We start from the raw sequence: 25,294 nt of genomic DNA, 5'->3' as shown, positions 1-25,294 counted from the left end.
ACCAATCAAGCGCTCGATGATGACATGGTTTTGTTAGTAGCTCTAAAGGCCTCGTACAGCTCCCACACCGCCGCGCGGGCGCGTTCGTTGAGGGGCAGCCCACGTCCCGGGCGCGCCGCCGCCTGGTAGTCGGCGAGGCTCGTCAACCCACGTCCCTCGATGATCCACTCAAACTCTTCGAGGAGCCACGCGTCGGTCAGCCGCTCTAGGGCGCGCTCACGCAGCTTCGCCTCGAAGGCCGAGCCACCGGGGGCGTGATTCTCACGTAGCTTGGCAAGTCGGCGAAGCGCGTCGTTGTCCGATTCGAGCTGCCCGACCTTGCGAGCCTTGCCGATGACGCGCCATGCGATCTGGTCGCACGTCGCGACCTCGACCCGGCGAAGCTGGTCGGGCGTAAGGAGCTGTTCGAGGAGCTGCTGCGTGACGGTGAGCAGCGAGCGGGTGTACGTCGTGAACAGAACGCGCTCCGCACCCGTTGCGCCGGGTCGTTCGAGGAGCGCCTTCACGCGGTAGAGGGCGACGGTGCTTTTACCCGTGCCCGCGCCGCCACGAACCATCGTGGGGCCCTTCAGCGCCCACTGGGTCAGCTTGAGCTGGTCCTCGTCGAGCCGCAGCAGGAAACCGAGGAGGTCGCCCTCCTTGAAACGAACGAGGTCCTTCGTGCACGCCACAACGAGATCTGGCTGCTGGTCGAGCCGTTCGATGGTCGGCGGGAAGAGGCGGTCGACGACACGACCGAGAACTTCGGGTGGCACGGGCGCTTCGAGCAACGCTTCCTCCGTCTTGCAGCGCAAGAGCGTCGGTACCGCCGAGACGGGCACGCCGAGCTGGCGCAGCAGCGCCTGCGTGATGGGCTCGGGCAGCGTCGCCTCGGGCACGGTCGTCTTGAACTGGAAGACCTTCGGCTGTGCGGCGGTGATGAGCGCGTCCAGGTTGTCGTCGCCATCATCGGGCGCAGGGGCGTCAGCGGTCTCGTCGGGGACGCCGTCATAGGTGTCTTCGGCGCGCCGCCGGATGCCGAGCAGGCTGATCCAGTCCTGGCCGAAGCGATAAAACACGCGGTGGTCCGTCACGCGCATGCGGTAGACACCCTCGGCACCCTTGAGCTTCTTCTTCACCTTCCCATCGGGTAGCGGATCGGAGACGAGCGCATCGATCTTTTCCCAGAGCAGCGCGGCGCGGTCCGAGGGGAATGTCGCGATCTCCCGCATGCAGCTTGGCTTGATGGTGAGTTGTCTTCGCGTCACGTGGCCTCCACTACGAGACCGAGACGTTCGGCCAGGAGCTTCGTGATCTGGTCTTCGCTGTCCGTGGAGATCTCCCAACGCATGCCCTTGCTGTCGGTGACGGAAGCAGCGTGAAGCGAGAGCCAGCGGTACTCGGGGCGCGGCAGCCAACCGGGAACCTCGAGGGTCACGCGCTTGCCGGAGCGCGCGACGCGCAGGACCGAGGCAGCCTCGACCTTGCGCGAGAGCGCGAAGCGTGCGCGGTCCGCGTCGTCGGGGCTCAGCGTGACGAACGGGCTCGTCGCAGGAGATGCGCTCGCCGTCCATGCACGACAGTGGCCACCAAAGCGCGTGCGTGCCCACCAGAGTTGGCCTTCGCTGCTGCGCCGCCACCGCGCCCCTTCCGGCGAGACCTGCCACGCGCGCCATTCGAGCGCCCCGTCCTTCTCGAGCGAGCCGGCGCCGAGCGCCTGCCATTCGAGCCTCTGGTCGAGCTTCGCGAGGAAGGCCGCGTCCGCGGTCGGCGAGCGGTCGAGCCCGGACCACGTTTCGGGCGGGACCATCACGCCGCTCACGTTGGCGACGGCTTCGGTGAGCCCATCGACCGAGGTGGTCGTGCGCGAGGCGCCTTTCGCGGAGATGTCGCGATCGAGCGCCTTCGCAAGCGCGCGCGTCGGCAGGCTACTGAACACACGAGCGCTCTTCCCGATGGCAACCACGCGGGTGGGCGTTGCGTAGAGGACGCCGCCCGGATTGAGCATCACGTCACCCTCGCGCTCGAGCGCATCGCACACCTCGTCGAGGCGCTGCTCATCGAGGGTGATCGCGGGCGCGAGCAGTCGCGCGATGCGCGAGAGCGTCGCCGCGCGCGGCGCGTGCTTCCGGGCGTGAACCTCGGCGCGCACAAGTTCGCAGAGCGCCTCGATCGAGTCCGGGGCGCCTGCCTGGCTTTGGGCGAGCCGCTTCACTGCTTCTTCGCGGGTGACATGCGAGAGCGTCATCACAAACCCTCCGTGAGGTCGTTCAGCATGTCGTCCACGCTGCCGAGATTGATTGCATGGTCGAGGGACCACTCGCGTCGCCTGAGTTGGCGGTCACCCTTGCGGTGCATCGTCCAGCGGGTGCCGTCGGTGACGATCGCGTCGCGCACCTTGGCCAGGGTGCAGGCATCGTCAATCCACGCGCGCATGTCGCGCAGCACGCTGTCGACGTCGGTCGTGAGCACGAGGAGGCGCGACGGTGACCGCGTGATGCATCCGTTCGTCCGCTCGTCGATGGTGAGCAGCCACGCGGCGAGGTCGTGCGGCGCATCTGCGCCGTCGGGTATTACGAGCGAATCGACGCCATACCCGAGCCGCGTCGTCGTCGGCTCGAACCACATCGGCATGAGCTGCAACCACATTCCCTTGCGGCTTTGCACAAGCTCAGAGCGCTGTTGCCAGAGCGCCATGAGCTGTGCGCGGACCTCTTCCAGCGAGGCACGGCCGTCGAGAGGGATCATGCGTCGACCCAGCTCACGGAAGTCGACTACGAGGTCAGCGACGGATGCGCGTGCGGCACGGGCCTCGAGAAGCGGATGGACATCCTCGAAGGACACAGTCCGGTCGTCGTTGCCGTAGGCCGTCGCGATCGTCTCCTCGTGCGCGGCGAGCCCACCCCAGCGCACGGAGATGGGCCACCCAGGCGGGGCCGTCGCTTCGAGCGATGCCAACCCGTGCGGCACGCTCGTCGTCCACCCTGCGCTGACGTACTCAGTCACGCTCTGAACGACCTCGAAGAGCAGCGTTGCGGATTGCACGTTGGTCCGCGAATGAAGCAGCGCGCAGGCCCAGCGTCCCGCCGCTGGTTTTCCGAGGGAAACCAGCCCGCTCGTCGAAAGAGCCAGGCGTTCCGTACCTGCGGGGCCGTGGACGAACAGCATGGCCTCATCTCCATCTTGGAGGGCGACGCCGTTCACGTTCACGAGCAGCTCCGTCCCCTCGTCGAACACCGGATAGCTATCGCCGCGGGCGTTGGTGCGCCATGCTGAGGCGGGCGCCAGGGCCCACTCGAGGCGCGGCGATGCTTCGCCCATATCAACGCCGAGGGCCTTCAGGGCGTCACTCGTCGACGGCGATAGCTGCGCCGCCAGGTCGAGCGTCCAGATCCTCCAACCGTCAGCCAGCGCCGTACCAGCGTCTCCACCGACGTTTGGCGGAAGCAACAGCCGATAAGACTGCCCGAGAGAGAGGGTCGTGCTCGTGACGAGCTGGCCCACCCCGTCCGCATCGACACGGAACACGAGCGGCGCCGTGACGTCGAGCGCATCCAGGGCGAGCTGATCGAGGCCAAGGTCTTGCTCGTCTTCGAAGCCCACGGCCTCCCACCGCCACGGACCGGTTCCAGGCCGCACCGACACGCGCGTCGGCCGCAACCTCGCGTTTGTCGCCAGTACAAAGGCATCCCAGTCCTCGCCGCCGAGGATGCGGATTTTCTTCACGAAGGGCGGCAGACCATCGAGCGGCCCGATCTCGAGCTGGAGGCCGCCGGCAGCGACGTCGAGGCACACGAGCTTCGTTTGCCACGCGACGCTGGTACCTGTGGTCGCATCTTCGTCGTCTGCGTCGGGGGCCGTGCCGTCAAAGTACGACGCCACGCGACGCCCCATGCGCTTCGCCTGCTCGTCGAGCCTCGCCTGGCCGGTGATGTTGCGTTGACCCGGGCGTGCTGCTCCGTGAGGGCGGTGTTCTCCGCTGGTTGGGCGAGGTCCGCAAGGGCCGTTGGTGCGCGGCTCGGTCGGTTCTGCGCCGGAGCCTTCCTCGTTGGCGTCGCTCCCCGTCGACTCATCAGCGTCGGGGGTGTCGCTGTCCTCAGAGGGAGTCGCATCCGCGGCGCCAGGAGCGGCGGCGGCATCATCGCGGGCGTCCTCGTCGGCATCCGCAGTCTGCGGCTCCGCGCCGTCACCTGCCGTTTCATCGTCATCGGTGGCCGCTTCGTCAGGCGCTGCGGCCACCGGCCTGTTGGCAATGCCCATACGGGCCAAGTCTGCGACGCTGGTGATGCCGAGCTTCCGCAGCAGGTCGAGCGCAGCTGGCTCGATCCCCGCTTCCTTCGCGAGTTGGTCAATGATCGGCGGCTTGAACGCGATCTTGCTGAGCAGGAACGGGTTGGCCTTCCAGCCGAGGCTCTCGAAGGTTACGAGCGCGGGATGCACAAGGTCGCCGCTGGCATCGGGCACCCAGGCTGCCTTGGCGAGACGACGGAGGAAGGCGGCCGGGAACGGAGGAGCCTTGCGCTGGCCGTAGTGAGTCCACGTGTAGGAACCGTCGAACACGCCGCGTCCGCGCCGCTCTTCGAGGTCTCCCAGGGCCTCCCACAGCAAGCGAGCGCGTTCGGCGCGCTGCTCCTGCGAAAACGTCGGCAGCAGACCGAGTAGCGCTTCGAAGCCCAGCAGCTCCCAATCGACCACGACGTCGTTCTGCCCCGAGGTTTCCTCATGGCCAGTTCGACGTCGGAGTTCCCGGCGCTCCTCCCACGTGAGCGCATACGAGGTCGGCACCGGGCGCGGGTACCTCAGCGCTCCGCAAGCCTCGAGCAGGTCACGGACAGCTTCGCCGCGAAGGCACTCGTAGTTGTCGTCAACGACGAACACGCCAGAGACGCCCGCGAAAAGCGCCTTCAGCCGGTCCGTCGCGATGTAGACCTCGCCGGGCTTCGACACGTAGTCCTTCCCGTCACCGGTATCGACCACCATCACGAACGGGGTCTCGCGCAGTGCTGTGAGCAGCTTGTCTCGCTGCGCCTTCGAGTCGGTGTTGAACGCGATGCGGATGCGCTCAATGTCGTCGGCGTAGGCCTTGTCGTCGCCGTCGACTTCGCTCGCCCGGTACTTGGGCAGCACGTTCCACACGACGTCGTCGACCGGGTCCGGTGCCGTAAGCCCGAGCGAGACGAGGAAACCGCGCGCCTCGGGAGACCCACACACGACGCGTCGGACGGTCGGGAAACTGGTCTCTATGTCGCTGGGAAGGAACGCGTTCGACTTCCCCTTCTCCCGGGCGACTACGTGCGTCCCGTCGTCGAGGCGAACCAAGGGCAGCGAACTGAAGAGACCTGCGATCGCCTTCTGCCCGCTCAAGAAGACATAGAGGCGCACCAACCACTCATCCGACTGAGCTTCGAGGAATGCCTTGTCCAGCTTCACGACGACCTTCTCTGGCGTGATCTCTGGAACCTGAAGCTCCTGGAGTAGGTACCTTCTGAGCTCAGGCGCGCGGTCCTGCGTGATCTCGCCGGTGAGCCATGCGCAGCCCTTGGCGTCGAACAACTCCTCAAGCTGCCCGGCATTGAACAGGTCTCGCAGCGCCTGCGGGCGCGCTAGCATTGCCTGCTCTGCGGTGACGTGACTGCCCTCAAAATCAGGGAGCAGCGCTTCTTCCAAGAAGGCTTCGCGCACCGCCTCGAAGAGCGGCGTGAACATCGCACCCTCTGGGAACTTGGCTCGGTCCGTCGGAAGGGAATACAGCGCCGGTACGTCGAGCATCCCGCTGTCGCGAAGCCAGTGAATGGCCTCCAGCAGCAAGTCGGCCGTCTCCCGCACGAGCTGTTGGTTCCACGGGTCGTTACGCGGAACGTTGTCGCGGCTGGGCGTCGTGCGATACGGCCCCTGCACAAGGAAGCCAAGGTTCGTCGCGACGACCGTGGGGAAGAAGACCACGAGATGCGACGCCGCGAGAGGCTGCACCGCCCATCGCCCAGGTTCATCCTTGGTGGGCGTGAGCGAGAAGGCGATCTCCACGCGCCCGACTTTCTCTCCGGCGTTCGAGGACACGTCGCGGTGGAACACGAGCCAGTTCTGGTCGACCTCGGGCTTGCCGGTCTCCTGGCCGATGACCTTGATGCGGTGGACGTTCGCAGCGAGAGCTTCCGGCGCGCTCCGCAGGTAGACGCCGGAGGCGCCGCCCTCGATGCTCCAGTTGATCTCGTCGATGTGTCGGAGGAACAGCAGCGCGCCGGGACCGAGGTGCTGGAAGCCGCTGGCGATCTCCTGCTCCGCGCTGCTGTCGCCCGACTTGAGGGGCAGGATGATCTGGGTCTCGCCTGCGGCGCGGGCCGACGACGCCACCACCTTCGGCTGGACGTAGTTCTCGACGGCGAAGTCCTCGTCGCCCGAGTGAATCTCGGGGCGGTCCGTGAACGTGTAGACCGACTTGAAGCCGATGCCGAAGCGGCCGATGGAGTGCTGGTCCTTCGTGCTCTGCGCGATGCCGCAGACGCCGCGCACGTCAGCCTCGTCGAACGGCCTCCCGAAGTGCGAGAGCTTCAGCCGCCCGGGCGACAGCGTGAAGGTGACGCTCCGAGGTCCGCTCGCGTCGCTGCGTCGACCGAGCGCGTCCTCGGCGTTCTGGAGCAGCTCGAAGATGAAGTGCGTGCGGTCGTCGTAGCGGTCGGCGAGCAGCATCGGCCCGATGCGGCCGATGTCGGTGCCGTACCGCGTGCGGTTCTCGTCGCCGATGGTAGCGTAGTTCGAGGGCGCCATCACAGACCCTCCGCGAGGTCGCCGAGCATCTCGTCGATGCTGCCGAGACCGATGGCGTGATCGAGGCTCCACACCTGCTGCTTGAGCTGCTGGCTGCCCTTACGGTGCGTGGTCCAGCGAGCGCCATCGGTGATGATCGCGTCACGCACCTTCGCTGCCGAGCACGCGCTGTCGATCCACGTGCGGTGGTCGCGCAGCACGGCGTCGAGGTCCGTGGTGAGCACGAGGACGCGCGACGGCGAGCGCGTGATGCTGCCCATCATGCGCTCGTCGACCGTCAGGCCCCACGCCGTGAGGTCGTGAGGTGCCTCGACGTCGGCGAGCAGCGTTGCCTCTTCGAGGCCGTAGCCGAAGAGCTCCGTGACGGGCTCGAACCACGGCTTCCTGAGCTGAAGCCACGCGCCCTTTCGGCTCTGCACGAGGCCGGAGCGCTGCCGCCAGAGGGCCGTGAGTTGCCCACGCACCTGCTTCAACGACGCGCGGCCGTCGTGGGGAAGCACGCGGCGTCCCAGCTCGCCGAAGTCGACCACGAGATCGGCGATGCGGGTTCGGGCGGCGCGGGCTTCGATGACCGACGCGACGCCGTCCACCGGCACCGTGCCATCTTCGTTGCCGTACAGGGTCGCCAACATCTCTTCGTAGGCAGCGAAGACGCGCCAGCGCAGCGTGACGGGCCAGCCGGGCGGCGCCGCCGCTTCGAGCGAGGCCAACCCGCTGTGGGCGACCGCCGAGGACGACGCAGCGACGTCTTCGAGCGCATCCTCGGCGACCTCGAAGAGCAGCGACGCCGGCTGCACGCTGGTCTGCGAGTGCATCAGCGCGCACGCCCAGCGCCCCGGTGCAGGTGCGCCGAGCGAGACGAGGCCGCTCGACGACAGCGACAACCGTTCCGTGCCGGCAGGACCGTGGAGGAAGAGCACGGCCTCGTCGCCTTCTTCGACCGAGACGCCGCCTACGTTCACGAGCAGCTCGGTGCCCGCTTCGAAGATCGGGTAGCTCTCGCCACGCGCGTTGGTACGCCACACGGCTGCCGGAGCCAGCGCCCATTCGATACGCGGCCAGGCCTCGCCGACGTCGAGTCCGAGGGCGGTCAGCGTTTGCCGCGTCGTGGGCGAGAGCTGCGCCGCAAGGTCGAGTGACCAGATGCGCCAGCCGTCGTCCAGCTCGGCGCCGAGGTCGTCACCGACCTTCGGCGGGAGCAGCAGCCGGTACGCCTGCCCGAGGGCGAGCGTGGTGCTCTTGATGCGCTGGCCCACGCCGTCGGCATCGACGCGGAAGACGGTCGGCGTCGTGACGTCGAGCGCGTCGAGGACGAGCCTCTGGACGCCGAGGTCCTGCTCCTCCTCGAAGCCCACTGCTTCCCAGCGCCAGGGGCCCGTGCCCGGGCGCACCGAGGCGCGCGTCGGGCGCGTCTTCGCGTTCGCGGCCAGCAAGAACGCATCCCACTCGGTGCCGACGACGCGCAGCTTCTTCACGAAGGTCGGCAGGCCATCGAGCGGGCCGACCTCGAGCTGCAGACCGCCAGCGGCGATGTCGAGGCACACGAGCCGCGTCTGCCAGCCGGTGCTCGTCGCCGTGTTCGCGCCCTCGTCGTCGGCCTCGGGCGCGGTGCCATCGAAGAACGACGCCACGCGACGGCCAAGCCTCGTGGCCTGCTCGTCACCGGTGAGGTTGCGCCGACCCACGCGGCGCTTCGCCTTGGGGCGCCGCTCGTAGTCGTCGGTCGCGAGCGCCTGCACCACCTTGGCCACGACGGTGATGTCGTCGTCGTCCTCGGGCTGCAGCTCGATGTTCGGGTAGCGCTCTTTGTTCGGGTTCAGCGAGACGAGCGAGACCTTGTTGTGGCGGCCCTCTTCGTCGCGCTGGTCGGCCACGTACTTCTTGACCGCGTAGTTGCCAGTCTCGGGGTCGGAGAAGGCGCCGCGCACCAGCACGCTCAGGTTCTGCTTGGTGCCCGACGGCCACAGCTCGAAGACCGCGTAGCCGCCGTCGACGAGGCCGCTCTTGCCGTCGTCCATGCTGTGGCCCTCGATGGCCGCGATGAACATGCGGTCGTTGAGCCGACGCCCGGGCAGCGAGACGCGCACCCAGCCGAGCGTCTCGATCACCTGGTCCTGCGCGCGCTTCCCCCACTCGCCGGCGGGCTCCGAGGCGGCCGCTGCCTTCAAGCTGTGGAGCGGCAGGTGCGTTCGGTACTTCTCGAGGTCGCCGACGTTGTCCTCGACCACCGGCTGGCGCGACAGCTCGCTCGCCGCGAGGTGGACCTCGTCGTGGCGCAGCACGAAGCGCGGGTCGTCGGCGCAGAACACGCAGCGGCGCCCGAACACCTCGCCCGCGCGCTTCAGCGCGGCGTCGAGCGCGACCGAGCTGCGCCGCTCGGCGTGGAGCCAGCGGTAGACCGCGTCGTTGACGACGAGGTCCTCGGCGAGCATCCAACGGCCCCAGGGCGTCTCGCGGAAGCGCATGTCTTCGCGCAGCCGCGCGTCCTCGCCGAGGCTCCAGTGAGAGGGCGCGAGCAGCTCACGCTCGCTGAACGTCGTGGGCGACTTGGCGAGGCGCGTGACGAGGGCGTCGAAGGAAGCGCGGGTCATGCCGTGGACTCCACAGGCGCCGCCGCTGCGAGGTCGAGACCTTCACGGACGATGACCGCGAGCTCGTCGGCCAGCGCCGTCTTGCCTTCGCGCGTCCAGAGCGTCCGGTTCAGGTCGACGAAGCGCACGCCCACCGTGCCCGCGTCCGAGTCGTTGCGCCCTCGTGCATTGAGGTCGCGCGTCTGGATGCCCGCCGCCTTCGGATAGAGCAGGTGCGCGCGCTGGCAGTCATAGCGATGGAGGTAGGCGTAGAGCTGGTAGAGATCCGGCCGGCTCGGGCGACCACCGTCCTCTTCGGAGAGGCGCTTCCACTTGGTGTCGATGATCAGCGTCTTTTTCGCGCCCGCCGTCTCGTGAACGAACACGAGGTCGGGCGCCATGCGCAGTACCTTCTCCTGCCCGTCGACGTAGAGGTTGTGACGCCGCCCCTTCGCCTGCGGGAACAGGCTCGCGTCGGCAAAGCGGTGCATGACCTCGGAGGCGAGGAACGCGGCGATGTAGCGTTCGAACACCTGCTCCATGTCGAAGAGCAGCGAGAAGGTTTCGACCTCGCCGCTGCGCGCGTCGGGCGCCAGGCCTTCGAGCAGCATGCAGGCGAAGCCAAAGATGTCGGCGAAGCGCTCGTTCTGGCGCGTGAACACCGGGTCGGGCTCGCGATGGCGGAACGGCAGGTCGGGCACGTCGTCGAGCAGCGCGAGCACCTGCTGGCACTTCACCAGCACCGTCACGGGCAGCGCACGGGCAGCGAGCACGCGGCACGCCTGCTTGAGGCGAACCGAGATCTGCGTCGCCTCGGTGAGCACGTCGTGGCGGCAGTAGAAGCGGGCCTTCTGCGCGGCGTTCAGCGCCACGTGCCGCGAGAGCACGAGCTTGCCTCGCAGCGTCGCCAGGTTGTCCTCTTCGGTGGCGTAGCCACGATCGAGCCCACGTCGCAGCTCGAACAGCGTGCGCGCGAGGAAGGCGTCGACGAGCTGGTCGTGGAGGTTGCCGCGCTTGAGCGCGAGGTCGGCGACGCCCCGCGCCCGCACCGCTCCGAGGCCACCGCGCAGCAGCATCTCCATCAGATTGCTGCGGATGTCCCGAACCTCCTGGTCGCTGTCTTGTGCCGCGCTCTCGTCGGTCTTCGGCAAGATCTCGAGCTGCAAGCCGGGGATCTGCATCACACCGACCCACGGTCCGACGAGGCAGTGGTTGCGCCGCCAGCGAAACACCGCCGCCTCCCCTCGGTCTTCGCGCGCGCCCTCGCTGCGATAGAGCCGGTCGTAGAGGCGCTGGGGCAGCACGCGGCGCGAAGGCGTCCCGAGCTCGACGCTGTCGGCGTCGGAGTCAGACCGCACGATGCGGCCCCGCTCGAGGACGGTCACGCGCAGCATCAGGTCCCCTTGGCTCCCACCAGCTCGTCGAAGGCCTGCTTCAGCCACGCATCGGCAGCCTTGCCTCGTGGGCGGAAGGCCGGATGCACGTCCCACGCGACCTGGTCGACGTACTCGTCGTGGTCGAACCCAAGCACGGTCTTCTCTTCGAGCCTCTGCGTGGTGAGAAAGGTGCCATTCGCGTGCTCGGTGCCGCGCACCTCCTTCGGCGTGCCGTCGGCCTTGATCGGGTAGCCGAGTGCGAGGGCGACCTTGTCCCACTGGCCGTAGAAGTACTCCTGAAGCAGCGGGAGGATGCGGTCGGCGAAGACGGCGCGCAGACCATCGAGCGAGCGAACGCCGAAGAAGTAGGCGTGGCCGATCTGGTGCTCGCGGTCATAGAGGTAGCGCAGGCGCTCGTTGAGCTTCGTGAACACCGCGACGACGAGCGTGCGCAGCGCCTCCTCGACGTTCCCCTCCGCGAGCGCGTCGTTCAGCGCCTCCACGTCGGGCATCATCTCCTCGAAGGTGAACCGGCGGCGCAGCGCCACGTCCATCAGCGCGATAGAACGGTCGGCGGTGTTCATGGTGCCGACGACGTGCAGGTTCGGAGGCACGCCGAACCACTCCTTCGACGACGGGAGCTGCACGCGCAGCTCGTTCGGATTGCCGAGCCGCTTGTCGGGTTCGAGCAGCGTGATCAGCTCGCCGAAGACGCGCGCGATGTTGGCGCGGTTGATCTCGTCGATGACGAGGACGAAGGCGTCCTTGCGCTGCTGCGCCGCCGTGGCGGCGACGCGCTTGAAGATGCCGGGCTCGACCCGGTAGTGGACGTCGCCTTCCTCGTCGGTGATGGCGCGCAGGCCTTCGACGAACTCCTCGTAGGCGAAGGCCTGGTGGAAGGTGCAGAACACGATCTGCCCAGCCTGCCGCAGCCGCTCCCACTCGGCCTGCACGTGGTCGTTTGGCGCGTCGGCGGCGGTGGCGTCGCCCAGCAGCTCGAGTGCGCGTCGCCGCACGTTGTACGTCTTGCCGGTACCGGGCGGGCCGTAGAGGATGATGTTGCTCGGGTCGGTGACCGAGAACGAGACGGCTCCGCTCCCGCCGACGAGCGTATCGAACTTCTCCTGCGGCAGCTCGCGCAGCGTGCGCGTCCAGTCGGCCTGGTCCTCGATGTCGCGCGCCGTGGTGTCGTCCCACTTCACCTTGATCTGGTGCGGGAAATCCTCGCCCTCGACAGTGTGCTCGCCGGGCCGATACCGGTAGCCCTCGGTGACGGTGCCGACGCCGAGGATCGACGTCCGCCCGTTGTTGGCGATGACGCGGTCGCCGGGCTGAATCGCGCGGAAGAGCCACACCTGGTACGGCCCCTCGCTGCGCTTGCTCTTGTTGTACTTGGCCTTCGAGAGCGCTTGGAAGTCGGCCTCGGAGAGCGTGGAGATGTCGCCGAGGTCGGGCCAGCCGATGGCCGCGATGCCTCGCTGCCGCCACTCGGGCCACGCGATGCCGTTTCGACCTGGGGCGACCTTCCAGTAGCGCACCCCAGAGGCGGGCGTGGTGGTCGCCGGCGTCATCGTCGCTGCGCTGGTCGCGGGCACGTCGCGCAGGACGGCGTCGATGCCGAGCTTGAACTTCGCGGCCTCGTCGCCGTTCACCTCGCGCAGCTCCGGCGTCGCCGACAGCTCCGGCGCCTCCAGCATCGGCAGGCGGCGCCAGTGCAGCGAGCCCGCGCTATCGAGCGCCAGCACGCGAGCGAGCGCCGTGACGGTGTCGCCGTCATGCAGCGCGAGCACGTGGCCCGCGCGGATGCCCTCTTGATGGAGCTTCGAGGGAACGTTGAACGACGCGGGCAGGTCGCTTGCGCGCACGTCCTCCTTGGCGGCGAGCTGGGCCTGCTGCTCGGCGGGCGCGATGTCCTTCAGGGGGACGTACCAGAAGCGAGCGTTACTCATCGTCTTCCTCGAGGGACACGCTCGCGGCTGCGGTCGCACCCGCGACCAGTCGGAAGGCATCCGGCCACCCGCCGCACGTCTCGATCGTGCGATCGATCTTGCTCTGCTCCTCGATCGTTTCTCGGATAGCGTTCAGCACCAGCGCGAACCGACCGGACTCGTCACTCGAGAGAGGGCGTCCACGCCGGGCGGAGAGCCACTTCTTGCAGACCTCGTAGCTGCCGATCTTGAATCCCCAGACAGCAGCGGAGACTCCTTCGAACCACTGCTTCGTGTTGATCCATAGTTTTCCTTCCTTGGCGTCGAACTTCGGCATCCCAGGCGCGACGACTCCATCCCCTTTTCCCTGGAGTCCGTCGTTGGGCCCGAGCGATTTCGGCGACGTCTTCAGCAGGTGCAGCTCGACGAGGCGCTTCCCGTGCTCGCCAAGCGCCTTGAACACCTCAGTCGACGAGGGGCGAGGCACGCGAGGGAACTCTCGGATGAGGAGTTCGTTGTACCGCCGTCTGTAGGATGGACTGGAGAGTACGGCGTACCAGTACTCGAACATCGCCATGGGCGTGGCTGCCTTGCCCGCGATGTCGGTGTACGCAGCCACCACGTGGCGGTCGATGTTGGGCTGGTTGCGCTTCACGAGTCCGTCGGGATCGCGGAGGAACAGCGGAAACACGAACGCGTTGGCCGAGGTCTTCGACGAAAGGCTGATGACCTCCGTGATCTTGTCGGACAAGAAGACGTGGTTGAAATCGTCTCCCTTGGTCATTCGCGTCGTGAGGAGGGCGACGTTTCCCGGCTCCAGGAGATGGGCGTTCACGCGCTCTCGGCGATGAACAAGGACGCTCGGGTCATAGACCGTCCATCGCTCATCGAAGGGACGGTACAGGCACGACACCAACTGCTTTCGCCATCCGCCGGTAGCCAGGACCTTCTTGGCGTTGGCGTACTGCCACTGCGACTGCGTGCAGAGCTTGAACTGGTCGCGCGCGTCCGCCTCGGATTTCGTGGCGAGCAGCGTGGTTACATGGTCAGAGATTTCTTCTCGGGTGAATGCGATCGCGAAGTCGTCGTGCGTGGTCAGGAAGCCGGGCGCAGGTCTGCCATTGGGGGAGAACACCGCGTCGATGGCATCAAACTGCGCGAACTCGACACTCGCATCCGTGCCCGAACGAGTAGCGAGAAAGAGGAAACGGTCATCATGCTGGACGTCGGTGAGCCAGACGATGGGCGCAACGTCCTCGGAGGCTGCGCGAAGCCGCTGCAGCTTCGGTCCACGCGCACCCCACAAGTCAGCGGTTCGGAAGGTGGCCAACCCGTCGGCAGCAGCGTCCGGCGTGCGCCGCGCGCACAAGATCGCAACGCCTTGCATGATGTTGAAAACGTTGTCGTCAGCCCCGCCATCGGGGGGAGCTTCGCGGCGGGCGAGATTCCCGTGGAGGTTCAGCACGTCCACGTTCGAAAAGGTGGTCAGGAGGTGATGCCTCAGGCCCGGGAACGTGTCGCCATCCAAGTAGCTGTGGTCGGTGATGAACCCGAGGACTCCGAACCCAGTCGCAGCAAGTCTGCGTTCTGCGTACGCGATGAACTTCACGTAGTCGTTCTGGAGCCACTTCCCTTGAGCGAGGCGTAGCGCCTTGCCGTCGATACTCCGGTACGGCTCGACAAGGCCTCGTGCCCATTCGCCGTTGTTCTGCGAGTGACCGGCGTAAGGCGGGTTGCCCACCACGACGGTGACGCGGATGGATTTCTTGGCACGCTCTGCCTCCTTCGCCTCCTCCGCGACGTGTTCTCCGATGAATGAGAGCTGAGCTGCCGTGTGCGGCTCGAGGGAGTTGGTGAGGAACACACGTAGGCGATCGTTCTTCGTGAACGTGAAGCCGGTCTCCTGCAGCGCGAGTCCGAGGCGCAGGTGGCTCACGATGTAGGGCGCCATCATCAGCTCGAAGCCGTTGATTCGCGGCAAGAGGTCCTTGCGGACGTAGCTGACCCACGCCTTGCGCGCGGCCTCGTCGTCGAGCCCCTGCTTCTTGAACTCGGCCTGCATCGTCTCGTGGATGACCTCGATGACGCGCAGGAGGAAGGTGCCCGTTCCGAGCGCCGGGTCGAGCACCTGGACGAAGGGCGCCTTCGGGTCGACGCCCTCGGGCACCGCCAGCTTCTTCGCCTTGGCGAAGGCGGCCCACGTCGTCGTGTCGGCGAGACCGAGCGGGAGACCGAAGTCATTCTGGAGCGAGGCGTGCGCGGTCCGCACGATGTACGAGACCACCTCGTCGGGCGTGTAGTAGACGCCCTGGTCCTTGCGCACCTGCGGGTCGTAGGCGTCGAGGAAGTCCTCGTAGAAGTGGATCGACGGGTCGCGCTTCTCGTCCTGGAACACCTCTTTGACCGAGGTGCGCGCGAGCAAGCTGGTGATGTCGTCGAGAAGCCAGGTCAGGTTCTTGTCGAAGTTGGAGTTGTTGACCAGCTTGTCGAACAGGTCCTTCAAGAACGCGCTCGTCTCGGGGAGCAGGTCCTTCAAGTTCTTGCGCGTGAAGAGCGGCTTGTTCTCGTCGTCGCTCGAGATCCAGCGCGCGGCCAACATGCCGTAGGTGATCGTCTGCGCGTAGGCGTCGGCGAACTTCTCGACGGTGAGCGTGGCGAGCGCCGTGTTGAAGGTGTCGAACAGCTTTTTGAGCGGGCCCTTGTCGTTGCCCGCCGCGATCTCCTTCTCCAGCTCCTCGACGGCCAGCGCCTTCAGATGCTGGGCGCGCCACGCCAGCTCGGTGGCGAGCTGCTTCGGCTTCTCGATGGCGCTCTTGCTGACGACGAAGAAGCGCGAGAGGAGCTGGACGACGCCGCCCTCGCCGTCGAACACCGTGCGACGAGCGCCGCGCGTGAGCCGCCCACGCAGCGGCGTGCCGCCCTGCCACAGCTCCAGCTCTGGCTCGGCGCTGTCGGGGTAGATCACGAGGACGTTGTGGAAGTGGTTGTTGGTCGCCAGTGCCTCGCGCAGCGGCTCGACCTTCGCCTTCGTCGACGCAACGTAGACGATGAAGCCGAGAAGGCGTTCATTCCGGTCGTAAATGCGTACGCCCTGGAGCGGGTTCTTGAACCCTGCCCGCTGCGACTCGACGGGACCTGCACCGATGCCGTGGTTGACCGGCAGTTCGACCATGTCCAGACGCCGATTCCCGATCGCCGCCTTCTTGTTGATACCAAACGATCCCGCGATCTCGTCGAGCACATCCCGGAGCTTCTTGCGCAACTCCTCTTCGGCGATGCCCAGCAGGCTCTGCTGGGTGCAGACCGCCAGCAGGTCGGAGATCTTTTTGCGCTCAGCGCCAGTGATGAAGGCGTCCTGCCACTTGGCGCCACTCGTGAGCTTCTCGAAGTGGCGGCTGAAAAGCTGATCGAGGTGCTCCTCGGCGAGCGGGCGATCCCAGTCGCGCACCTCCTCGCGAAGCGTGAAAACTTCAAGAGCCCCTGTGGTGGTGCTCTTGGTGCCGAAGCAAACGAACTGGCGACCCGCGCTGGAGTTGCGGTCGTCGACGATCGAGATCACGCACAGGGTCTCGGTCTGCGCGCCCTGACGCGCGGAGGCGGTGCGCTTCTTCTCGAAGCCGTCGAGGACATCTTGGATGATGCGGTGGAGCGCGTCTTCGAGCAGGTCGTTCTTGTTGAAGAACGAGTCTCCGAGCAGCTCGCGGCCCTTCTTGTCGAGCTCGAAGAGCACGATGTGGAACGGGCGCTCGTTGGTCTTTGGCCAGTAGCGGCCTTTGTTCGGGACGAGGCGGCTGGTGCGCTGGTCGCCAAGCACGATCTCGTCGCGGTCCTGCGCCTCGCCGTGGCCGAAGACCTCCTCGAGCAGGAGCTGCGCGAAGCGCGTGTCAGCGGGCGGGGGAATCGAGGCCGGGGTGGTGTCGTCGCTGCCGAACACGTCGTCTGCGCTGAAGGTGGCGGACGACGACGCGGCCTTCGACGCCTTCTTGGGTGTCGGGGCAGCGCCATCAAGGATGCGGCGGATGAAGTCTTCTTTACTCAGCATGCGGCCTCACTCGATGTCACGGGCGCAGCCTCGTCGATGCGACGAAGCTGAAGGAGTCGAAATCCACTGACGGCGATGGCGCGTCGGTCGGGCTCTGCCTCGAAGAAGCCCGCCGAGATGGCCGAGGCTCCTTGGAGGAGGGGGCGGCGCATGTCGCCCAGCTCTTCGAGTGCGGTGTCCTCGTCGACGAGGCGGCGCGAGACCGCGAGCAGGTCTTCGGCTGCGATGGGTCGCGAGGCGTCTTCGGAGAAAGCGAGGCCGGCGCGCGTCGCCGCCGGGAAGGTCTTTCTGTCGAGCGCGAGCCAGAAGTTGAGCAGCGAGTCGGCGGGCTTCGCCGTGGTCCACAGCCAGTGGGGAACGCCATCGACGAGGCGCGGTTGAAGCTGCCGCGTGTACTCGGTCGCGTCGCCACCCTTACGACCTAGCTGCGCCCACGCAAGGATGCGGTCGTCTTCGTGCCCTCCAGCCTCACGCAGCCAGCCGTTCCATGCATTGACCCACGCGGGATCGATACCGCAGTCGCTCATCATTCGACGCAGGCGCTGGTGGTAACCCGCGATCTGCTCGATGGCGCGGTCGCCCTGCCAGGCGTTGAGCGCCGAGATACCCTGGTAGCGGTACTCGGCCATCCAGTCGGCTTCGGCGCCGGTGCCCTGTTCGAGGCCGAGGGTGAAGTCGATAGCGAGCGTCTTGTTGGCGATGCGCTCGCGGAGCTGCAACTCGGTCTCGAGCTCGTCGGGCAGGAGCAGGTTCACGGTGATGGGGGCGGCACCAGTGTGCTCGTGCCACCAGTAGCGCGGCGGCTGAACGCCGAGGTCACGCGCGAGCGCTTCGAGGTCGGGGAAGCTCGTGGCCTCTTCGATGGCGTGGTTCAGGCGGCGGTCGATGCGGCCCGCGCGCTGGATCATCCGCACCGGGTTCCAGTGGACGTCGAAGTTGATAAGCAGCGCGGCATCCTGGAGGTTCACGCCCTCGGCGAGCACGTCGGTGGCGAAGAGGATGTCGGTGGGCTGCTTGAGCGCCTGCGTCCAACCGTTGGTCCACAGCGCGTCGAGCTGTTGCTGCTCGAAGGGAGATGCGCCGGGCAAGCGCGGGCGTGACGGGCCGAGCCGGTAGAACGGCGCGAAGGCGTGGATGACCGCGTCGCGGTCTTCGGTCTCGCCGCTGACGACGGCACTGCGCCCGATGAGGTCCAGCACCTCCTCCTTCGATACGATGTGCCCCGCGCCCGTGGACAGGTCTCGAAGCACAGTCTTCCACTCGTTGCGCTCAAGCACAGGCGCCGCGCGCAGTACCGAGTCGAGATAGGCAAGCGTGTCGGTGAACTGGGAGAAGACGATGGCCTTCTGGCCATCCCTGCGTGCGCGCAGCAGGCGAGCCACGAGGCGCTGCAGCTTGGCGTCGGTAACGATGCGCATCGCCCACGCCGCCGATTTCGGCCAGTCGACTTCCTGGCCGCCGTTGATGAAGCGCTGCGGCCAGTCGCTCTGCGCGAAGCGCCCAAAGATAATGTCGGCGAGGCCAGGAGCCACGCGCAGCAGCGTGCCAAGATCGCGCGTGAGGTACTCGCGCAGTCCCCAAAGTCGCTCGAGCTGCTCCTTGCGCTCCCTCGTATGCTCGTCGTCATCGGCGCTGAAGAGGTCGAGCTGCGGCGGCAGTGGGTCGTCGGTGTCGGCGGCCGCCTTCGCGCTCATGTGCGCCTTGCTCCACCGCTCGAGGAGGTCGCTCGCGCGCGTCTTCGACTTGGTGCCGGCCGTGAGGAGAGCATCGATGCGGTCACGGTCGGCGGGCCTCACCGCGTCGACGAGGTCCGCCAGCTCGACGGCAAGCGCCTGCTCGCGCTTTTTGTCGCCGACCTCGCGGCACAGCTCGCCGAGCTGCTTGACCCGATGCGCGTGCAACGCGAGCAGCCGGAGCAAGGTGATGAGGAACGCGACCGGCGACGACTCGAGGCGCTTGAGCACCAGCACCCGCTGCAGTCCGACGACTGACGAGACTTCGCCCGCGTCGCGGATGCCGTCGCGGACGTCGGCCCACATGTAAACTTTGAGCGAGAGCGGCGGCGTGTCCTTGTCGATAGGCTCGCCCTCGGTCTCGAAGAGTGGGAGGAAGCGCGCGAGCACGTCGCGGGTGTCGTCGTAGACATCCTCATAGACGAGCTTCTCGGGCGTGGCCGCGTCAGGCCGGAACAGGAGCCGCGCGTTCGAGCCCTGCTCTCGCTCGATCTGTTTGCAGAGCGCGCGCGAGCGCTGAACCACGATGCGGTCGAGCAGCTCGCCCGCTATGCGGGCGGGCGCCTCGGCGAGCGGTTGGCCGCTCTGAATGGCGGCGCGCACGGAAGCCTGCTGCGCGGTGAGCCGCCTCTCCTGCTCCTTGAGGTAGTCGCCCACGCGCGGCACCTGCACGCCGAACTGCACATCGTCGCGGAAGTCGGGGGCGTAGGCGAACTTCGCCGACGCGTCGCCGTGAATGAGCAGCGCCGCGACATCGGTCGCACCCTTGCCTTTGGTGGCCTTCGTCACGCGCTCCTCGACGTCCTTGAACACGCGCGTGCGGTACTTGTCGGGCGTGAGATTGTCGTTGAAGTAGAGCGGCTTGCCGAACATCAGCGCTGCCTGCTGGCGGAGGTCTTCGAGGCTGTTGTTCACGGGGGTCGCGGTGAGCAGCAGCACCTTGCGGCGCAGGTCTTTGCGCGGCTGCAAGCGCAAGAGGTCACGCAGCACCGTAGTGCGGCGTGCGCCGACGGAGCGGAAGTTGTGCGCCTCGTCGACGACCACAAGATCCGACATGAGCAGGTGCTCCATGTCGCTCGTGCCCGCGCGCGCGCGCGCGCGCGTGAGGATTTCGCTCGACGGCACGATGCGCGAGAGCTTCGAGTGAGAGATGACGCGGATGGTGGCGAGCGGGACGCCGTGCGCGGCGAGAGGCGCGATGGCCTCGCGCTGCCAGGTGCTCACCACCGAGTTGGGCGAGAGCACGGTGATGCGAAACGGGTCGTCGGTCGCTGAACGTTTCGTGTCGGCGAGCTGGTCCCGCCACTGGTTCGCGTAGTGAACGGCGACGGTGGTGGCGACGTAGGTCTTCCCGAGACCGACGCCGTCGCAGAGCATCGCGCCGCCGTACTCTTCGAGTTGCGCGACGAGGCGCTGCGCGGCCTGCCGCTGATAGGCGGCGTCCTGGTAGCGCTCCGTCGCGGCGTGCAGCGTGCGCTGCTGGCCAACCATGCGCCCGATGTGATCGAGCAACACGAGCCACGCCTTCTCACGCGGGTTGCACTCGTCGAGCGACGAGACGCGGCGCACAGGACGGGCGAAGTGGGCGTCAACGAAGGCACGCGCTTCGCGGTCCCACTGGCGATGAGGCATCGGCGAGAACGAGGCCTGCGTGTCCCAATGGCCCCACCCATCGCCCGGACGAACATGGCCGAGGGTGAGGTGGGCGCAGAGGTGGAGCAACATCTCGGCGACCAGCGACGCGGGCCGTTCGAGATCGACGGCGACGACGACGCGGTCGGCTTCAGGCACGAGCCGCGCGATGGCGCTCACTTCGGGCTGCACGACGAACGTGCCCGCGGGCGCGGCGGTCTTGTCAAAGATGGTCCACGTGAAGGGGATGTCGAAGTGCGCCGCGAGGTGAGCGTGCAGCTCATTCAACGCCTCGCGCGGGCTGCGCGTGAGGACGTCGTACTGCTCCCACCAGCCAGGCTCGGGCGTACGCGGCTTCGGCGACGGCGGAAGGCCAGTGACCCACAAGGCGACCACGCCCTCGGCTTGCGTGAAAGGGCTCCAAAGGGAGTCGCGGAGCGTGCCGTACACCGGCTGGGCGTCGTCGTTCAGCTTCGCCCTGCTCCAGGAAACCGGATGCTTTCCGGCTAACTCGGCCTCCTCGAAGCCGCCGCACCGCAGCGCGAGGCCGACAAGAGCGTGCAAAGCCTCGGTGGCAAGTCCCTTGCTCGTTACCGGGAGCGCGAGCACGGAGATGGGAGCCACGGCGTCGGCGTCGGACTGGAGCCACAAGTGTGAGGTGGCAGGCTGGCTAGTGAAAGGAGCGCGCAATTCGACATAGCTCGGCTCCGATGCCAAGCGAGCCGCCTCGAGACGCAGTGCTCGCTCGCCGAAGCGGAGATAAAAGTGGAGCACGTTGATGGCGTTGCGTGCGAGGCGGTCGGCGATCTCGTCAGCGGTGAGGTCGTCGCGCACCGCGCCCGTGGCCAGCGTAGCGGCGACCCTCGTGCTTGCGCTGAAGAGCAGGCTCGTGAGCGCACTAAGGTAGAGCGAGGTATCGCCCGATGCACCGAAACGCAAACGCATGGAAGACTGCTCAGCGTGTGCGCCCCCACGCAGCGCGCTCGCTGGCTCGAGTTGTAAGTCGTCTCTGTGCCGAACTACCACCACCGTCCGTTGCCTCGTTTGTCTTGGGTCTTGTTGTGTCGGCCGGTCAAGCTGGCAATCGGTTGAGCACGAGCGCATCCTCGTGGCGCCTCCTCACGAGGTTCCTGAGGGACGCGGGCTCGATCACCGCGACATGGCCGCCGTGGCGCAGGATGTCCATCGCGAGCTCGGTCTCGTCCGCGAAGGGGACTTGAAGCTCGTAGCAACCGTCATCTGTCCATCGGCTGCGCTGCTCCGGATGCCACTCCTCGCGGCTGACCCACTCCGCGGCCCTGGCGTCGAAACTGAGTGTGGCCCAGTAGCGCTTGCCTCCGGCGTAGATGCCGTAGCCGGCGTCCATTTCGGCTTCCAGCGTCTTGGCCGACACGTCCTTGGCTCTGGCGTCCAACAGCTGCACATGTTCGATGGCGTCAAGGGCGAAGCGGCGCAGACCGTCACTCTTGTGGCACCAGGCGTCCAGGTACCAAGTGTTTCGGTGGTGGACGAGTCTCTGAGGCGAGACTTTGCGTTCGGTGACCTCACCTCGGCCGCGGGTGAGGTAGCGCATTTGGACGCGTCGGCGCTTGACCAGGGCTTCACCGACCAGCTCGAAGAGTTTGCTGGGAACGGGGCGGCGCGCTGCATTGATGATCTTGACGCGCTTGACGATGGCCTGGGCTTCACTATCGGTGGTGCCGAGCATATCGTGGATGCGGTCCAGCAGCGGCTGGAGGTGACGGCTGAGTGTGCCTTGGTCGTCGATCTCATTCAGCAACTGGTGCGCCATAAGCAGGCTGTACAGCTCACGCTCGTCGAACCACAGGCCCGGAAGCTCGTGCTTGGGGCCGCGGGTTTCTGACGCAATTCGGTAGCCGTTGACATAGCGGTCGTATTCGATCGGAGCGCCAAGCTGGTCGCGCAGGTATTCCAGGTCGCGCTTCAGGGTCGCCGGGGAGACTTCGAGTTCGTCCAGCAGCGTCTGGAAGCTGACGTGCCCGCGGTTGCGGATCAGCATTTCAATCTTGTAGACGCGGGCGGTCTTGGACATTCGGCGCGATGAAGGGATCGCTCAGGATTTGAGCCACTTCAACTATAACTGTTTGTAACGATGAGTCGGGAGGGAATTGCACGGTCTAGCGAGATAGCCCAGCACGCGAGGCTAGCGTCGAACTCGCTCAAACTGTGAGCGAGTCCAAGTCATCGACCGGATGACAAACGAAGACAGGCTGCGGCCCAATCAAGACCCCGGGGAGCAGGGGCGCCTTCATGAGACGGAGGCGAAAGCGAACGCGAGGCGACTGCTTTAGTTATATCCAGCACCGTTGCAAACGGCTCGAACCCCCATGTCGCTTCCGCGTGTCAACGAACCCGATCGTCGGCGACCCCACCAGGCTAGCGGCCGGCCTCGGCGCTTTTTGCGTGCCGGCGCACCCGCTCGCCCCAGGCCGCGCGCGTACCATTCGTCGGCTTCGTATCTGAACTCGGCCAGTCTGAGCGAGGTCACTGAGGCCGCGCCGCAGAACCTCATGGGAGCGGTTGGGCGAGAAATCACTGGCGCGGCAACTTGTTGTCCAGCGCAGTTTGGAGTAGGTCGGCCGCTTTAGCCGCGATGAACGGAACGCTCAGCCCTGCATCCGCTCCATGTACCGCTCGAAGGCCCGCTGCGCCGCCTCGACGGCCTCGACCGGCCCTCGCAGCGTCACTTCGGCCTCGCCCGCCGGCAGCGCCAGGTCCAGCACCGCCTTGCGGATTGCATAGATGCGCTGAAGGATGAGGCCGTACTCGGCTGCCAGCAGCTTGGGCCGATCGCCTTCGATGAACAGCCGCCGCGCGATCTCCAGCGTGCGCGGATCAAATCGCCGTTGCTTGGCGATCCGCTGCAGCTCGGCCTCGTCAACGCTCGCGGTCATGGGAAGGCAGCGACATGAAAAGACTCATGAACCCCAGGTAGCACCAGTAGAGCACCAGCGCACCTACCGAAAACGCTAGCATGCCCCAGCGCGGGAAACGTGGATCCCCGATCAGGAACCCGAAGATCATCGTCACCAGGAAGCCCAGGAACGCCAACGGCACCAGCACCGCCCGGATCACGGGTTCGCCCAGCACCAGGATCGCGCAGATCGCGCATCGGAGCACCAGCCAGGCCGTAAAGACGGCCCACCCCAGGGCCGTGCCCGCCCAGCAGACAGCACTGCCCACGAACCCAGGGCCCTGCGGCTTTGCCGCTCGCCCAGTCTGCAGATCCGTCATATTGTTTCCTCCGTGGCCCAGCATACGAGTCTCAGCGCGGCCAGCGGCACGGCGCGGCGCGAGCCATCCCCGAACCGGACCTCGCCGACATCGCCATCGCGCGCCTTGATCCGAAGCGATCCCCGGCGCCCTTCATGTTCCACGACCAGCACGGTGCGCCCGCCACTCACCGTCTGCGCGCTGCGCATCGAATGCCCTTGCCACGCCTCGGCGCCCTGTGCCCGCGCGAGCAGGGCATCCACATTCGCCCGACTCACCACATCCGGACCCTGCACGACGACCCGAACGACTTCCGGCGACTCGCGGCCCGCCGAGACCAGCCGATAGAGCGTGCGCACGTCCTCGCCGACCCGGCCCTCCCGGACGGCCTGGCGCAAATCCTCCGAGGCACCCGTCAAGGCCGCCGCCTCGGTGATGAACGAACGCGGCTTGGCCAGCCGGCGCGCGATCTCCGCGCGCGTGATCCCTTCGCGCTCGCGCGCCGCGATGAACTGCGCCAGGTCAAGCGCCGACATGTCTTCGCGATGCAGGTTCTCGGCCGCCTGCGCGAACGGATCGATCCGCTCGTCGATGAAGACCGGCACCGTCTTCAAGCCTGCGCGCCGCGCCGCGCGGATCCGCCGCTCCCCGCGATTGACGATGTAGCGGCCCGGCGCGTCAGCGTTCGACCGCACCGACACGGGCTCCAGCACGCCGTGCAACCGGATCGACGCGCTCAGCTCGTCGATGCTCTCCTCGCGGAAGCTGCGCCGTGGCTGCGCCGGATCGAAGTCGATCAGATCCAGCTCGACGTGCACCGCCGATGCCGGCGCCGACACGCCCTCACCCGCCGCGAGCAGGTCCGAGGGCCGGAACTGCGCCAGCGCACTCAAGTCCAGGGCACTTCGATCACTCATGCGGCAACCTCCCGCGAAACGACCTGCTGCGGCGCCTCGATACGCGACTGCAGCAGCATGAAGGCCTGCTTGAGCTCCGCGCTGGCCTCGCGCGCCGAACTCCTGGCCAACTCCCACACCGCCTTGCCTTCGGCCAACGCCTCGGGAATCGCGGATCGGGTCGAGATGCGCGCCGGCACCACGAAATCCGGGTAGCGCGAAGCCAACTGCTGTATCGCCGCCTTCTGGCGCACGGAGTGCGCGTTGAAGCGGTTCAAGAGGATGCCCGCCAGTTCCAGCTTCGGGTTGTAGCGCTGGCGAATGCCGAAGATCGTCTTGAGCATGTCGGTAACACCGTCGATGCTGTACTCCTCCAGCTCGATGGGGCATACGACGCGCGTGGCCGCAATCAACGCTGCGCTCATGCGCAGGCCCAGCGCCGGCGGGGTGTCGATCACCACCGTGTCGAAATGCTGCGCCAGTTGTGCGACGCTCCCGCGCAATGCCGGCACGACCGTCTCGGGCTTCGCCAGCTCGACGTCCGCGAGCTTCTTCGAAGCGGCGATCAGCACAATGGGGCGTTGCGCAGCCGTCGCGCGCATCGGCGCCATGGCCGTCGCCGCGCCCGCGAACAGATCCACCGCCAGCACGCCGGCATCGAAGCCACGCAGCGTCTTGGATGTATTGCCCTGCGTGTCCAGGTCGATCACGCACACCGACTGGCGATGCACATCGGAAAGCCAGAGCGCATAAAGCACCGACAGCGTGGATTTGCCGACGCCGCCCTTTTGATTACCAAAGACCACCACATGCCGCATCACCGCACCTCGCTGCGTCGCACGCGCCGGAACAGTAGCGCTACGAGACGTAAAGCTCACTACTGAATTCTCAATGTGGGTTGCGAGCCTCACGGCAATGACGTTCCGCTGCCTCGCGCCAACTCCCCAGAGAAATCACGCAGTTAGCGTAGTCCGGCAAATTTCAATTGTCTAGAGACTCTATAGCTAACTATAGGAATTCGATTGCGACGATTTGTTGACAGGCTCGGGCGGCCTGGCGGACAGTGCGCCCATGCCAGTCGAGAGTGGTCATCTGCGAGCATCTGGGGAGCCGGCATGGCGCCGTGCATCGTTGCGACA

13 protein-coding genes are annotated in these 25,294 nt (G+C 66.8%); all 13 read right to left on the bottom strand.

Annotated features, from left to right (window positions below):
• Positions 1 to 5 precede the first annotated feature (5 nt).
• The gene (locus tag LG388_RS02565) at positions 6 to 1,247 is read right to left on the bottom strand and encodes a UvrD-helicase domain-containing protein (protein WP_225781273.1); all 1,242 of its coding nucleotides are present in this window, start codon (positions 1,245 to 1,247) and stop codon (positions 6 to 8) included.
• Complete coding sequence (locus tag LG388_RS02560) at positions 1,244 to 2,227, bottom strand: hypothetical protein (RefSeq protein ID WP_225781272.1); 984 nt, start codon at positions 2,225 to 2,227, stop codon at positions 1,244 to 1,246. Before LG388_RS02560 ends, LG388_RS02565 begins: the two co-directional genes overlap by 4 nt.
• Positions 2,227 to 6,744, bottom strand: a complete 4,518-nt coding sequence (locus LG388_RS02555) for a sacsin N-terminal ATP-binding-like domain-containing protein (RefSeq protein WP_225781271.1) — start codon at positions 6,742 to 6,744, stop codon at positions 2,227 to 2,229. Before LG388_RS02555 ends, LG388_RS02560 begins: the two co-directional genes overlap by 1 nt.
• The gene (locus LG388_RS02550) at positions 6,744 to 9,335 is read right to left on the bottom strand and encodes a hypothetical protein (protein WP_225781270.1); all 2,592 of its coding nucleotides are present in this window, start codon (positions 9,333 to 9,335) and stop codon (positions 6,744 to 6,746) included. Before LG388_RS02550 ends, LG388_RS02555 begins: the two co-directional genes overlap by 1 nt.
• Complete coding sequence (locus LG388_RS02545; RefSeq protein WP_225781269.1) at positions 9,332 to 10,708, bottom strand: McrC family protein; 1,377 nt, start codon at positions 10,706 to 10,708, stop codon at positions 9,332 to 9,334. Before LG388_RS02545 ends, LG388_RS02550 begins: the two co-directional genes overlap by 4 nt.
• A complete protein-coding gene (locus LG388_RS02540) occupies positions 10,708 to 12,639 on the bottom strand; it encodes an McrB family protein (RefSeq protein ID WP_225781268.1) in 1,932 nt (643 codons plus the stop codon). Before LG388_RS02540 ends, LG388_RS02545 begins: the two co-directional genes overlap by 1 nt.
• Positions 12,632 to 16,660: a type ISP restriction/modification enzyme gene (locus LG388_RS02535; RefSeq protein ID WP_225781267.1), complete on the bottom strand. Its 4,029-nt coding sequence runs from the start codon at positions 16,658 to 16,660 to the stop codon at positions 12,632 to 12,634. Before LG388_RS02535 ends, LG388_RS02540 begins: the two co-directional genes overlap by 8 nt.
• Entirely contained in the window at positions 16,654 to 20,970 is a 4,317-nt protein-coding gene (locus tag LG388_RS02530) for a DEAD/DEAH box helicase (protein ID WP_225781266.1), read from the bottom strand. Before LG388_RS02530 ends, LG388_RS02535 begins: the two co-directional genes overlap by 7 nt.
• A 127-nt stretch (positions 20,971 to 21,097) precedes the next feature.
• Complete coding sequence (locus LG388_RS02525) at positions 21,098 to 22,078, bottom strand: YafY family protein (protein WP_225781265.1); 981 nt, start codon at positions 22,076 to 22,078, stop codon at positions 21,098 to 21,100.
• Positions 22,079 to 22,652: 574 nt separating this feature from the next.
• Positions 22,653 to 22,940, bottom strand: coding sequence for a transcriptional regulator KorA (locus LG388_RS02520; protein WP_225781264.1), 288 nt, complete (start codon positions 22,938 to 22,940; stop codon positions 22,653 to 22,655).
• On the bottom strand, positions 22,924 to 23,280 hold the full coding sequence (locus LG388_RS02515) for a hypothetical protein (RefSeq protein ID WP_225781263.1): 357 nt from the start codon (positions 23,278 to 23,280) through the stop codon (positions 22,924 to 22,926). Before LG388_RS02515 ends, LG388_RS02520 begins: the two co-directional genes overlap by 17 nt.
• Positions 23,277 to 24,176 (bottom strand): ParB/RepB/Spo0J family partition protein, encoded by a 900-nt coding sequence (locus LG388_RS02510; RefSeq protein ID WP_225781262.1) that lies wholly within the window; start codon positions 24,174 to 24,176, stop codon positions 23,277 to 23,279. Before LG388_RS02510 ends, LG388_RS02515 begins: the two co-directional genes overlap by 4 nt.
• Positions 24,173 to 24,973 (bottom strand): ParA family protein, encoded by an 801-nt coding sequence (locus tag LG388_RS02505; RefSeq protein ID WP_225781261.1) that lies wholly within the window; start codon positions 24,971 to 24,973, stop codon positions 24,173 to 24,175. The genes LG388_RS02510 and LG388_RS02505 overlap by 4 nt, the downstream gene beginning before the upstream one ends.
• Between the last annotated feature and the right edge of the window lie 321 nt (positions 24,974 to 25,294).

The organism is Xenophilus sp. Marseille-Q4582 (genome assembly GCF_916700565.1).
Taxonomy (GTDB): domain Bacteria; phylum Pseudomonadota; class Gammaproteobacteria; order Burkholderiales; family Burkholderiaceae_C; genus Xenophilus.
Note: the sequence above shows the minus strand (reverse complement) of the source record. Positions and strands in the feature narration are given on the sequence as shown.